The following is a 13,889-nucleotide window of genomic DNA, read 5'->3' as shown; positions in this document are numbered from 1 at the left end:
CGCGGTACCGGCCCCGGCCCTACCCGGTTCCGGCCCTGGCCCTGGCCCCGGTTCCGGTTCCGGTTCCGGTTCCGGTTCCGCAATTTCAATGGAAATCGGACCTTCGATTTCAATGGAAATTGCGGAACCACGAGCGGCGGATGGCGGAGCAGGGGTGATGCCGGTGCCGTCGGTGCCGCTTGCTAGCCTTGTCCAGTTCGTCGACGCGAACGACCCTCCTGCCACGGAGAGCCCGTGGCCGTGAGTCCACAGGAGGTGAATGGTCTTCATGCGTCATTACGAGCTCATGGTCATCCTGGACCCGAGCCTGGACGAGCGCACCGTCGCTCCGTCCTTGGAGAACTTCCTCAACGTTGTCCGCAACGACGGTGGCACCGTCGAGAAGGTCGACGTCTGGGGCCGCCGGCGTCTCTCGTTCGAGATCGAAAAGAACGCCGAGGGCATCTACGTCATCCTGGACCTCAACAGCGAGCCGGCCACCATCAAGGAACTGGACCGGCAGCTGAACCTCAACGAGTCGATCTTGCGGACGAAGGTCATCCGCAAGATCGTCGAGCCCCGCAAGGCCGCGCGCGCCGCCAAGGCCCGCGCCGCTCAGGCGTCCGCCTGACCTGCCCGATTCCGCTAAACGACCAGACTGGAGTCTCAGGTCATGGCTGGTGAGACGGTAATCACGGTGGTCGGCAACCTGACCGCCGACCCGGAGCTGCGCTTCACCCCGTCGGGTGCCGCGGTCGCGAACTTCACGGTGGCCTCCACGCCCCGGACCTTCGACCGCCAGTCCGGCGAGTGGAAGGACGGCGAGGCCCTGTTCCTGCGCTGCAACATCTGGCGGCAGGCCGCGGAGAACGTGGCCGAGTCGCTGACCCGCGGCATGCGGGTCGTCGTGCAGGGCAGGCTGCGGCAGCGTTCCTTCGAGACGAAGGAAGGCGAGAAGCGCACCGTCGTCGAGCTCGAGGTCGACGAGATCGGGCCGTCCCTGCGCTACGCGACCGCCAAGGTGAACAAGGTCAGCCGCGGCGGCAGTGGCTTCAGCGGTGGCGGGGGCCCGTCCGGTCCCCCGGCCGACGACCCGTGGGGTTCCGCGCCGCCCGCCGGTTCCGGTGGTGGGTTCAGCGACGAGCCGCCGTTCTAAACGGCGCAGCAACGCTTACGAAGTTTTCGCTCAGGAGGAAGACCGATGGCCAAGGCGCCCGTGCGCAAGCCGAAGAAGAAGGTCTGCGTGTTCTGCAAGGACAAGGCGGCGCAGATCGACTACAAGGACACGACGCTGCTGCGGAAGTACATCTCCGACCGCGGCAAGATCCGTGCCCGTCGCGTGACCGGCAACTGCAGCCAGCACCAGCGCGACGTCGCCATCGCGGTGAAGAACGCTCGCGAGATGGCTCTGCTGCCCTACACCTCGACCGCTCGCTGATCCGGAAGGAGACACGTCGTGAAGATCATCCTTACCGCTGACGTGACCGGTCTCGGCGAGTCTGGCGACATCGTCGAGGTCAAGGACGGTTACGCGCGCAACTACCTGCTGCCCCGCAGCCTGGCCATCGTGGCCACCAAGGGCGCGCAGAAGCAGATCGAAACGATCCGCCGCGTGCAGGAGAACCGCCGGGTGCGCAACCTGGAGCACGCTCACGAGCTCAAGCAGCAGCTGAAGGACCTGGGCCCGGTCACGCTGACCGCGAAGGTGTCCTCGCAGGGCAAGCTGTTCGGCTCGATCACCAGCGGCGACGTCGTCGCCGCGGTGCGCAAGGCCGGTGGCCCGAGCCTGGACAAGCGTTCGGTCTCGCTGCGCGGCCACATCAAGTCGCTGGGCAAGCACATCGTCGACGTGCAACTACACCCGGACGTGACGGCCAACGTCAGCGTCCAGGTCGCCGGCGAGCAGTGACCCGGTAGTACCGGTTTCCACAACACAGCATCGTCCACTCCGACATTCGTGTGACGGGTGGACGATGCTGTGTCCGGTGTGCGCACCGGCGGTCATGGCGGTGGCCGAGCCCCGCCGATTCCGACACGCCGACGAGCGCGACACGCCGGAACTTTTCCACGGATTTCTTCCACAGCCTGCGCACAGCTGTTGACCTGGGGTTTGTTGTCGATCATGCCCACTTGTCCCCAAGTTGTCCCCAGCCATGCGGACGGCTGACGCGAGTTATCCCCAGCTCGATTCGATCTATCCACAGGTTGTCCCGAGCTTTGTCCACAGCTTGATTTGCTTGCTCCGAGCGGGCGATCTAGCTTCGCGCGCGGGCGGTCGCGCCGGCACGCGTGATCGTCTTGGCGCCGGAGGAGGTGACGGGTCCGGTGGCGATGCCCGACGAGCGGGAGGATCCGTACTTCGCCGACGACGGCGGGTCCAGCGGCGGAACCTTCGAGCGGCAGCCCCCGCAGGACCTCGCCGCGGAGCAGTCCGTGCTCGGTGGCATGATGCTGAGCAAGGACGCCATCGCGGACGTCGTCGAGGTGCTCAGCCCCAACGACTTCTACCGGCCGGCGCACCAGGCGATCTACGACTGCGTCCTTGACCTCTACGGCCGCGGCGAACCGGCGGACGCGATCACCGTGTCGGCCGAGCTGGAGCGCCGCCAGGAGCTGCTCAAGGTCGGCGGCGCGCCGTACCTGCACACCCTGATCGCCACGGTGCCCACGGCCGCGAACGCCGGCTACTACGCGGAGATCGTCTCGGAGAAGGCGATCCTGCGCCGCCTGGTGGAGGCGGGCACCAGGATCGTGCAGCTCGGTTACCACGGCTCCGAGGGTGCGGCGGTCGAAGAGGTCGTCGACCGGGCCCAGTCCGCGATCTACGACGTGACGGAACGCCGGGCCAGCGAGGACTACCACGTCCTCGAAGAGCTCCTCCAGCCGACGATGGACGAGATCGACGCCATCGCCTCCCGCGGCGGGGAGTCCCAGGGCATCCCGACGGGCTTCGCCGACCTCGACGCCCTGACCAACGGCCTCCACCCCGGCCAGATGATCATCATCGCGGCGCGTCCCGGTGTTGGTAAGGCACTGTCGCTGGACACGCCGCTGCCGACCCCGGGCGGCTGGACGACGATGGGCGAGGTAGCGGTCGGGGACTACCTGATCGGCGCGGACGGCAAGCCGACCAAGGTTGTCGGGGCAACCGAGGTGATGTACGACCGCCGTTGCTACGAGGTCGAATTCTCCGACGGCACGATCATCACCGCCGATGCCCAACACCAGTGGCTGACCGACACTCGCGCGTCGCGGAAGTCGGCTCAGGCCGCTGCGGTCGGATACAACCGCACCCGCAACCAGCGAACTTTCGCGGAAGTGCGGTCGACCGAGGAAATCGCGGCGACCCTGCGCTGCAACACGGCCGATCGACGGCTCAACCACTCGGTGAACGCCGCACAGGCACTCGACTTGCAGGAACGGGATCTCCCCATCGCGCCCTACGTGCTGGGCGTCTGGCTGGGTGATGGCACGTCGATGGCGGCGGCCTTCACGAGCGCGGATCCCGAGATCGCTATGTACGTCGAAGCGGAGGGTTACCGCGCTCCGCTGGTGCACGACCGCCACTACAGGATCCAGTTTCCCGAGCCCGAGCTGGTTGCCGAACGAACGTGCGTCGTCTGCGGTGCCACGTTCGTGCCGGAGACCAGTCAAGTGCGGACCTGCGGTAGAAGCTGCGGTGGCAAGGCTCGCCGCATCTCTGAACCGGTTCCGCAGCCGATGTGTCCGGACTGCGGAAAACCGGCGTGCGGGCTGCGCCAGTGCGAGGCCCGCCGGAATCGGCGCGGAACTGTTCAGGCCCTCCTCCGGACGATGGGAGTGCTGGGCAACAAGCACATCCCGGCCGAGTACCTCCGGGGTTCCGAATCTCAACGCCGCGCCATTCTCGCGGGTCTCCTCGACACCGGCGGCACGGTGGCACCGAGCGGATCCGTTCAGTTCAGCGTGACCAGTGAGCGACTTGCACGCGATGCATACGAACTTGTCGTCGGCCTCGGCTATAGCTGCACGTTGACGACCAAGAGGGTCCGTGGCCGAACGGAAGCATCGTCCACGGCCTTCACGCTCACGTTCACCACCCAGGACGATGTTTTCCGGCTGAACCGCAAGATGTTGGTTCACAAGGAGCGCAACGCGCGGACGCCGAGGATGGTCGGCACTCGCTTCATCACTGACGTGCGGTCGGTGGCGAGTGTGCCGGTTCGGTGCGTGGAGGTGGATTCACCGGATCACCTGTACCTGGCCAGCCGGTCGATGATTCCGACTCACAACTCGACGCTGGGTCTGGATATTGCCAGGTCAGTGTCGGTGAAGCATGGGCTCGGGAGCGTCATCTTCTCGCTGGAGATGGGGCGCACCGAGATCGTCATGCGCATGCTCTCCGCCGAGGCCCGGATCCGGCTCGGCGATATGCGCGGTGGTCGGATGACCGACGACGACTGGACGCGGCTGGCGCGGCGGATGAGCGAGATCAGCGAGGCGCCGCTGTACGTCGACGACTCGCCGAACCTGACGATGATGGAGATCCGTGCGAAGGCCCGCCGGCTCAAGCAGCGCCACGACATCCAGCTGATCGTCCTGGACTACATGCAGCTGATGACGTCCGGCAAGCGCGTCGAGTCCCGTCAGCAGGAGGTCTCGGAGTTCTCCCGAAACCTCAAGCTGCTGGCGAAGGAACTCGAAGTCCCGCTGATCGCGATTTCCCAGCTGAACCGAGGCCCGGAACAGCGTACGGACAAGCGGCCGCAGCTGTCGGACCTGCGTGAGAGTGGTTCGCTGGAGCAGGACGCCGACATGGTGATCCTGATCCACCGGCCGGACGCGTTCGAGCGGGACGACCCGCGGATGGGCGAGGCGGACCTGATCCTGGCCAAGCACCGTGCCGGCCCGACGGCCACGATCACCGTCGCCCACCAGCTGCACTACAGCCGCTTCGTCGACATGGCCCAGGAGTAGCCGCGGGGTTTTGTAGGGTCTCAAACCTGATGGCGGATTCTCAGTCCTGATGGCCACTGTCTGGCCAATTGGCCATCGGGCTGAGAACTGCGGTCGCGGACCATTAGATCGAGTGAACGTGGATCTCTGTCTGTTCACTCTCCCGCGAGCAAGCCGCGCTCGACCACTCCGAAGAGCGGGAACCGGCGTTGTCGGCATTGCCGTCGGTCGCCCGCCTGCTGGCCGCCGCAGGCTCGGGTGACGCACCCTCGAACGTTGACGCTGAGCCGATCGCTAGATGGGCGATGACGACGACCTGGAGGACGCAGAGGAAGACTTCTACGCCGACGCACTGGAGGATGCATGACCTCCACGCTGCGGTCCGGCCTGGTCCAGGATGGTGCTCAGGCGAGGGAGACCGTCGTCCGGTTGGACAATCTCACATTGGCGCGCAAGGGCCCCTCGCCCGGAAGGGGCTGCCCCGCAGCACCATCGCCGCCCACCTGAACACCACACCCGAGCACATCCATCTGACCGCGATCCGTCATCCACAGCCCTGGCCTCAAAAAGCAGTCCCAAGCAGGGCACGCAGAGACCAGGAACACCCCTACCAAGCGAGCACGAACTGCGCACCTACATGAAGCAAGGACTCCGCCCCGGCCAGATTGCACAGCTCACCGGCTGCAGCCATCAACGGATCAGCACACTCCTGATCAGCAGCGGAATCGGCCCACCAGCACCGCGTCAGGGCTCCTCGCCGTCGACACCACCTTGTTGCGAGAACAATACGAACACAGCCACCGCTCGTTTGTCGACATCGCGGCTGAGCTCGGCATCCGACCGTCCGACCTGGCCCGCCAACCCGCAAGCTCGGACTCGCGATCCGCCACGGAGTCGCCGCCCACAAGCACATCCTCGCCGAACACGGCGGACCCGACACATTCTCCAGCACCCTCTGGGCGGCCTTCGCCACTCGCGGAGCCGAACAAAGCATCCGACGAGTCCTCGCAGTCCCCGGACACCCCGACCTCAATCACGCCGCCCACCACCTCGACATCAGGAAAGCCGTCCTCACCCGCCACATCGACGACCTCGAACAGACTGTCGGGGCCACTCTCCTGGACAAGACGCCCGACCCTGACGGCATCAGCCTCACCGCCGCCGGCGTGGCATTCAGGGCGGAAGCAGTCCCAGTTCTGGCCATGCTCGCCGGCACGGGCAACGGCGCCGCAGTGATGACGACGAAACCGCAACCTCAACCTTGTCGAACTATGACACGGTGACGGGATTCAGAAATTGCCGCACAGACGAGTACCTTCCGGCCACGCTACCTGCGACGCCGACAATCTCATTTCCGCTTGCAATGGCCCGTAAGAAGTCAGTCCAAGGGCCCGTATCCCGACATCTCGGTGCAGGTTCTCAGCCCACGATCGGAACGTGGCAGCAACAGTACGCAGAGCTACAGCATGGGCACTTCGTGCAGACCTTGTGACTGCCAGAACCATCGTCACCGGACAACTCTTGACCGTCGGGTGATACACCCTACGATCCAGTTACATCACGCGTCGCTGAGTCGTCACCGCCGACGCCATGACCAGCGAGGAGCATTCGAACCTATGACGGCCGCGGCGTCCAGGCACGCCTATCAGATGTGGTGGCGTGCCCTGAACTCTGCGGAGTGGACGCCAGGCCACGAGCTACTGGTGCACGTCAACAACGGCGAGAACCTAGTCCTGGACGAGCTGTCGTGGAGCAGCGCGGACGGCGCGCTGTCCGCGGTCGGTTTCTCACCGGACATGGCGAGCTGCTACGGCCATCGCCGCACCACCAACGGCGATGTAGTGGAGGTACGAGGCGAGCTCCGCAGCCAGCCGGAAGACGCACAAGGGACCGGCGATACTCGCGGGTACGAGTTCGACACGGAGGTCGAGGACACAACGGGCTGGCAGCCGTCGGAACAGCTCCGGTTGCTGATCGACGACGGTGCTGACACGCCGCTGCTGTGGACAGCTTGGCGTGACCGGACGGGCATCTCCTGCTCGGTTTCGCTGCGTTCGGCGAGCCCGACCGGCAACGCGGATATCACTGGCATGGTGACCCACGTGTGGGCCAGCGCCGAGTATCGCGACGCAGGTGAGGTGGCCGCGAACCTCATCGAGGGGACCCCCAGCAAATGGTTCGCACCACACGACCGGGCGTCCCTGGAATTCCAGTTTCCGCACCCGATCGCGGCGGACCGGTACGTCCTCACCTCCGCCAACGACGCACCCGATCGGGACCCGGCCGCATGGATCCTGCGCGGCTCCGTAGACGGGAACCTGTGGCGGGTCCTGGACACACGCACGCACCAGTCGTTCACCGACCGGCACGAGTCCAGAACCTATCCGATCACCGCCCCCGGAGCTTATGCCTGCTACCGCCTCGACATCGTCGGCAACAATGGCTCCCCGCATCTGCAACTCGAAACCGTCCGGTTCCTCGCCGCAGCCGGCGGTTTCACCGGCTACCGTCACCGCACGGGCCACGCCCCCATCCCATACCGAGGGGCGTGCGCCGCGCCGGAAGCACCGGACACGCCGATGGAACCCTTGCCTGAGGAGTTGCCTAGCCGGCACACACGGCGGCTGAGCCGGTTCCCGGGCACCAAGGTCCGTGTGCGCTCTGGCGACTCGCCTTCAGCGCCGTCGGCGGGAGACGACCTGATCGCCGGAGGACACCGGTTGCGAGTTGGCGAGAGTCTGCGACGGCAGTCCCTGACCTCGCTCAACGACGCGTTCACCCTCAAGCACTTCGGCTTTGACGATCTCATCCTTTTCCGCAACTACGATCGCAAACCGCTGTGGTGGTCCAGCTCGTTCAGTCCTGGCGACTGGCGGCAGAAGCGTCGCGGCACCGGTGTCAGTGACGTCACCCTGCAGCCCGACGGCGATCTCGTGGCGTATGACGAGGATGGTGTCCCGCTGCGGTCCACCGGCACGGCGGGCTGTGGCGTTGCGATGCTGGAGGTCCGTGACGACGGCGACGTCGTCCTGCTGGACAGTGACGGCGAGATCGTGTGGCACACCGACACCGCAACCACAGACGTCCAGCTTCCGTCGTTCACCGTGGCACGCGGAGACCGCTTGCTGGTTGGGCAGAGCCTGGCCGAGCAGAGCTTGACCTCCCCCAACGGCGAGTACGTGCTGGTGCACGATCATCAGCACGGCGGTACTTTTCTCTATGGGCCACAGGGGCAGATCACCAGCTGGTTCTACCTGGTCCCGGCGATGTTTCCGGACCGGTTCGGCACCCGGCTCACCCTGGAGGAGGACGGCCTGTTCCTGCGATGGTCCAAAGACGAGGGCGAAGGTGTCGACCTGCGCGGCGTCCGCAAGGCGTGGGACAGCCTCACCACACCGCGGTTCCCGTTCCACCCCAAACAGGTCGTGGTCCGTGACAGCGGTGACCTGGAAATGCTGGACGCCGACGGCGAGGTCATGTGGCGCAACGGGTACAAACGCAACCACGCCGAGTTCACGAAATCCTCGAACCAGCGACAGGCGAAAACAAGTCTCAAGCGTGCCGCCCGCCGCCCCGCGGTTCCGGCTGGCGCACCACAGCTGCCGGACACGCCGAACGTGCCGGTGATCCGCACCGACTTCTCCGACCACACGGCCTGGGAACGAGTGAAGACCGGGATCAGTTGGGTGACACCGGACGAGTTCGAGGCCAACGTGACGTATGTCGACGACCCAGCGTTCGCCGGCTTGACAGCCACCGACCTGCTGGAATCCGGGCCGGACCGTGCCACGCACGCGCTGCTGCTGGTCGTCGACGAAACCACAATTCGCTCCCCCGAGCACCCGATCCTGATCGTGGACCTCGGCTCAGAGCCTGACCCGGCCAACGACTGGCCAGGCGAGCCCGCTGGCCGGTCGTTCCGAGCCCTCCCGCACACCATTCAGGAGATCGAAAACAACCTCTCGATCGCCAACATGGACTGGGAGGATTTCGCCGATGGCGTCGACGACGACGGAGTACGTCGGGAACACATGCTCTACGGCCGCGTCGAGGACCTGACTATCGATCAGGCAACCGAATAGTCCCGGAGAGCGGCACCAACCAACTGCCCACGAACCGACACGCTTCACGCCGGGTCAGCCTGAGCCCTCCCGTTCGCTGGAGCGACGAAGGCATCTGGTGTTCGCCGTAGTCGTCAGCGCCGTCGGGCAACGGGTTGTCAGGCGCGCGCTGCTCGTCTGGCGCATCGGTGTTTCTGTCAACCAACAAGTGACGTCACTTCACGCCGGAAAAGCCACCCGCCTGAGACTGATCTTCGCGACATCGCGGCGAGACAGAGGCAAAACCGCTGACCAAAGAAGATCGACATGTCACGGCCTCTGAGAACCTACAGGGTTGTAGGGTCTCAAATCCGGCTGCACTTTCTCATCGTTGGCTGCACCTCGGCTGCACTTGTGCAGTTGGGGCTCGTGTGGAGTATCGGACTGATCCTTATGGTCTGCGGTGGTGCTGCCGATGGTCGGTCGTGGCTCTCGATCAAGTGGTGGGCGATACCGAGGAACAGCTTCGGTTAGGGCGGCCTGGGACGACGTCCGTCGTGTTCCGGTCTTCGCTCCAAGAGGTAGAAGTCGTGAGGCTGTGGAGCGATGTCGACGATGACGCTCTGAGAACTGCCGTGCCGTGGCGGACTTTTCGCTGGTATCGAGGGCAGAGGCACTACTCGGGCACGTACTGGTCTGCGACGGAGAAGAACCATGTCGTCTACGAGTCGCGACTGGAGCTCGCTCGCCTTCTGCTCGCAGACTTCGATACATCGGTGCGTGGCATCGTTGCGCAGCCGATTCTGCTGAAGTCCATGGTGTCTGGGCGGGAACGAAAGCACGTCCCGGACTTCCTGCTCTTCACCGATGACGTTCCCGTTGTGGTCGATGTCAAGCCTCGTCATCGGGCTGCCAGGCCGGAGAACGTGTTCACCTTCGACTGGACCAGACGGCTGGTCGAGTCAAAGGGGTGGAGTTACCAGGTGTTCAGCGAGCCTCCACTGGCCGAGCTGGAGAATGTGCGTTACCTGGCCAAGTACCGCCGTGACTGGCTGTTCGATCTGGGGTTACTTACTCCTGGTCTCCGACAACGCGAGAGTGATCCTCGTAACGAGGTACGTGGTTCAAGCGCCACTCGTGCGCGGTTGCGCCTCCGCCAGCGGGTCCGGAAAACCTCGTGCGGGCCGTGCTTCTGGTTGACAGACTGAGATCGTGAGCCTCCCGCACGACGACATCACCGCCGCGTCCCGGTCGCAGGACTGGATCATCACACCCATCACCGGGGAACTCCTGCGTGGTGCGCTGGATCTGGAGCGGACCGAGCACGGCGTGCTGCCGCACCGGTTGCCCGCCCGCGCCCGCGCGCAGTACTCGGACGGGCAGTTGGCTATGGCGGAGGCGCAGCCCTCGGGTGTGCGGCTCGTGTTCCGGACGCGGGCCACCGCAGTCGAACTGGACACGCTGCCCACCAAGAACGTCTACCTGGGCGCTCCGCCGCGTCCCGACGGCGTCTACGACCTGCTCGTCGACGGGCACCTGACCGGCCAGGCCAGCGCGCCCAGCGGCAACGTCCTGACCGTGGACCTCGCCACCGGGACCGCCGAGACCCAGCCCGGCCCCGTGGGTACCGTCCGCTTTCCCAGTTTGCCCGACCGCGTGAAGGACGTCGAGATCTGGTTGCCGCACAACGAGATCACCCAGCTCGTCGCCCTGCGCACCGACGCCTCCGTCGAGCCCGCACCGGACCGGGGACGTCTGGTGTGGTTGCACCACGGCAGCTCGATCAGCCACGGCTCCAACGCCGCAAGCCCCAGCACGACGTGGCCCGCGCTGGCCGCTTCGCTCGGTGGCGTCGAGTTGATCAACCTCGGGTTCAGCGGCGGCGGTCTGCTCGACCCGTTCACCGCTCGCGCCCTGCGCGACACCCCTGCTGACCGGATCAGCATCAAGATCGGCATCAACGTGGTCAACGCCGACCTGATGCGTCTGCGCGCCTTCACCCCAGCGGTGCACGGTTTCCTCGACACCATTCGCGAGGGCCACCCCGCCGCGCCGCTGCTGGTCGTCTCGTCGCTCTACTGCCCCATCCACGAGGACACCCCCGGTCCCTGCGCGTTCGACTCGAGCGCTCTCAATGAGGGGAAGGTGCGGTTCCGGGCGACCGGTGATCCTGCCGACCGCGCCGCTGGCAAGCTCACTCTCACCGTCATCCGGGAGGAACTCGCCCGCGTCGTGGAGCAGCGGGCGGCCGACGACCCGAACCTGCACTACCTCGACGGCCTCGACCTCTACGGGAAGGCCGACTTCGACGAGCTCCCGTTGTCCGACGATCTCCACCCGGATGCCGCAACCCACCGCCGCATCGGCGAACGTTTCGCCGCTTTGACCTTCGGCGACGGCGGCCCGCTCGGCGCGGAACGTCCCGCTAGCTCCGTTTGAGGTTCGGGTGGTTCCGGCGGCTCATTGCGATCAGGCCGCTGACTCGGCCTCTTTCAGGAGGGCCGCGACGAGGTCGGCAGCTTCGGAGTCGTCGATCGCCTCGGTGGCCGCCCCGACTTGGACTTCGGCCATGGTTGTTCCGGGCACGTCGGTGGTGGTGAACCCGCTGAGCAGCCAGCTGCTGGTGCGTTCGGCCTGCCCAGGTGTGCGGCGTCGAGCGTGTCGCGGTCGCCAGTGAGGAATACCGGAAACGAGCGGGTCTGCGGCTCGTCAACGGTGACCCCTGGCGCCTGCCTCAAGGCGCGGGCGAAGGTGGCAGCCGAGGAAGTGTCATGCGTTCGAGACTGATCTTGGTGAAGTCGGTATGAGACAGCCAGAGAGACCGCTGGGCAAACAAGATCAACATGTCACGCGGTTTGAGACGCTACAGGGTTGTAGGGTCTCAGCACTGATGTCGCTTTCTCAAATAGCTTGTCGCCTACTTGTCGCTTGCGTCGGATCGATGAGAAAGGTCCTAGCCGACAACGATCGAGGGTGCTGTCGGCTAGTCGGTGGCACCTGAGTTGTCAGATCGTGCCGGTTTCTCCGCACATGTTGCAGTGGTGGTCTTCGCGTTCGTCCCAACCGCTTCCGTCGCAGTTGTGGCAGGTCGTGGTGCCGAACCGCGCTGGCTGACGCATCCCGTTTGTCGTGTTGCGGGGAAGAATCACGAGAAAGATATGATCATGGAATTTGGTAGAACAGGTTCTAAATGCTGCTGCTTGATCGTGTTATTGCGCGTCCAATGAGCTCCAGGTCTGCGAAATCCACGACAAGGACGAGATCGTTCTGCTGGTCAACGTCGCCGGCAGCAACCTTGATCGCACCGACGACGAGGTCGAGACGCTGAAACGGTTCGTGCAAGGCGTGAAAGAACCCGTGGTCCGCGCACTGGCATGAACCGACCGGCTACATCACCGACTACAACAGCGGACGACCAGCCAAAACTCGGCGTAAGTCCCTGCCCCTGTAAATCGTGGTGCCGGGCTACATCGACGATCGCGTGTTGTCGAGGAGGCCGGCCGGGCGGTGAGGGGCTGCGCCAGCCAGCAGGGCAGCTCGTCGATGCGGGCGTCGGTGTCGATGCGGTAGCGGCGGCTGATTTTGACGGGTTGAATTGACGTTCCACCACAGTCACGCCCGGCGTGCTCCGTGCACTCGCGAGTTCAGCGTCGCGGACGCGTCGCGATGCGGATGGCGCTGGTATAGGAGGGCACTGACGGTTCCCTGTAAGGGCGGTGTTTTCCGGCCTCTCGTCGGTGCGGCAGCAGCAATAGCGCAGCAGCTACCTGCGTGAATACAGCGGACTGCGCTTGCGCACGGCAAGCGACGCCGACGAGGGTTTGTCGTCGCCTGGTGTTAGGACTACGGGGATTCGTCCCCGATTCGATGAGGTGTCTGCTGATGCGTCCTCCGCTTCCTTTACCCCCCGACGACGGTGAGTCCCGTGTGCCCGGGATCCTGCTGGTGCGCACCGACAGCGACGACGACGTCTGGGAAGACGTGCTCTGGCGCATGGGCGAGCTCCCCGGCATGTACCGGTCCGATCAAGGGGACGCGGCCGATGCGGTGGCGCGGGAGTCGATTCCCCGGCGCCTGATCGTGGCGGAGGATCCCGCGTGGCGGGGCGCCACCTCCGAGGATGTCTCCGCGGCCCTGGAGCGGCCCGGGATCTGGGTGCCCGACCTGGTGGTGCTGACCGACGACCGCACCGTGCGCAATGCGGATTGGCGCCCGCTGCTGGCCTTTCGCGGCAGCGACGGCTATGCCTTCTGGATCACTCCGCGTCAGGCGGCCATGACCTACCTGGTGCCGGACCGCCCGTGCCTGTCCTCGACCATCGACTGGTTCTCGGAGACGGCTCCCGCCGAGTTTGAGCTTGAGGAGGACGAAGAGGAGTGGGAGCCCGACGAGGAGGACCTCTGGGACCTCTATGAGCCCGCGGGGGTCGAACTGGAGTCGCTGAACGCCCCGCCCCGCTACACTCAGCCGGCCCGCGAGCTGCCTCCGCTCATCCAACAGGCTGATCTGCTCGTGCGCACCGATTTCACCGACGATGCGGCCTGGGCCTCCCTGGTCGAGCGCGTGTGTCGCCCGGGCCGCAACGACGTGATCGACGACTTCGGCGACTACGTCGATTTCGTCGACGATCCGGCCTTTGCGGGCGCCACGCCGGAGCAGGTGATGGCGCAGGTCCACCCCAGTACCGACAAGGAAGCGATGAACTCCGACGTGGTGCTGATCGCCGACGCCACCACTATGCGCGAGCCCGGGCACCGCGTCCTGGTGGTCCCTCTGGTAGACCAGGTCGGGTTCGCCTTCCGGGTGGACCCCGAGGTCGTGGGGGGCATGGTGGTCAACCTGGCGCTGGGCAACATGGACATCGACGACTGGCGGGACGACGAAGCGTAGGCCGCCGAAGGGGAGCCGTGCCACCGGGACGTCGGTTGGTGAGCG

The 13,889-nt window shown here is 65.5% G+C and carries 10 protein-coding genes; all 10 read left to right on the top strand.

The genetic code is table 11. The features are described from left to right. The first annotated feature begins 259 nt into the window (after window positions 1–259). The 10 genes from rpsF to ACRXBZ_RS18855 all read left to right on the top strand — a co-directional run bounded on the left by rpsF (window position 260) and on the right by ACRXBZ_RS18855 (window position 13,844). The gene (gene rpsF, locus ACRXBZ_RS18900) at window positions 260–610 is read left to right on the top strand and encodes a 30S ribosomal protein S6 (protein WP_210435509.1); all 351 of its coding nucleotides are present in this window, start codon (window positions 260–262) and stop codon (window positions 608–610) included. 42 nt (window positions 611–652) lie between these two features. Next, window positions 653–1,135: a single-stranded DNA-binding protein gene (locus tag ACRXBZ_RS18895; protein ID WP_093263833.1), complete on the top strand. Its 483-nt coding sequence runs from the start codon at window positions 653–655 to the stop codon at window positions 1,133–1,135. 45 nt (window positions 1,136–1,180) lie between these two features. Then, window positions 1,181–1,417, top strand: a complete 237-nt coding sequence (rpsR, locus tag ACRXBZ_RS18890; RefSeq protein WP_093151213.1) for a 30S ribosomal protein S18 — start codon at window positions 1,181–1,183, stop codon at window positions 1,415–1,417. 18 nt (window positions 1,418–1,435) lie between these two features. Beyond that, window positions 1,436–1,888, top strand: a complete 453-nt coding sequence (rplI, locus tag ACRXBZ_RS18885) for a 50S ribosomal protein L9 (protein ID WP_433880213.1) — start codon at window positions 1,436–1,438, stop codon at window positions 1,886–1,888. Window positions 1,889–2,310: 422 nt separating this feature from the next. Continuing rightward, on the top strand, window positions 2,311–4,935 hold the full coding sequence (gene dnaB / locus ACRXBZ_RS18880) for a replicative DNA helicase (protein ID WP_433883915.1): 2,625 nt from the start codon (window positions 2,311–2,313) through the stop codon (window positions 4,933–4,935). Window positions 4,936–5,795: 860 nt separating this feature from the next. Beyond that, on the top strand, window positions 5,796–6,197 hold the full coding sequence (locus ACRXBZ_RS18875) for a LysR family transcriptional regulator (protein ID WP_433883914.1): 402 nt from the start codon (window positions 5,796–5,798) through the stop codon (window positions 6,195–6,197). A gap of 333 nt (window positions 6,198–6,530) precedes the next feature. Next, the gene (locus tag ACRXBZ_RS18870; RefSeq protein ID WP_433880212.1) at window positions 6,531–8,996 is read left to right on the top strand and encodes a DUF6924 domain-containing protein; all 2,466 of its coding nucleotides are present in this window, start codon (window positions 6,531–6,533) and stop codon (window positions 8,994–8,996) included. A 548-nt stretch (window positions 8,997–9,544) separates the two neighbouring features. Then, window positions 9,545–10,162, top strand: coding sequence for a TnsA-like heteromeric transposase endonuclease subunit (locus ACRXBZ_RS18865; protein WP_433880211.1), 618 nt, complete (start codon window positions 9,545–9,547; stop codon window positions 10,160–10,162). 4 nt (window positions 10,163–10,166) lie between these two features. Further along, window positions 10,167–11,393: a GDSL-type esterase/lipase family protein gene (locus ACRXBZ_RS18860; protein ID WP_433880210.1), complete on the top strand. Its 1,227-nt coding sequence runs from the start codon at window positions 10,167–10,169 to the stop codon at window positions 11,391–11,393. 1,443 nt (window positions 11,394–12,836) lie between these two features. Next, window positions 12,837–13,844, top strand: coding sequence for a DUF6924 domain-containing protein (locus tag ACRXBZ_RS18855; protein WP_433880209.1), 1,008 nt, complete (start codon window positions 12,837–12,839; stop codon window positions 13,842–13,844). The last annotated feature ends 45 nt before the right edge of the window (window positions 13,845–13,889 follow it).

It is taken from the genome of Saccharopolyspora hattusasensis (genome assembly GCF_050972075.1).
Lineage (GTDB): Bacteria > Actinomycetota > Actinomycetes > Mycobacteriales > Pseudonocardiaceae > Saccharopolyspora > Saccharopolyspora hattusasensis.
Note: the sequence above shows the minus strand (reverse complement) of the source record. Positions and strands in the feature narration are given on the sequence as shown.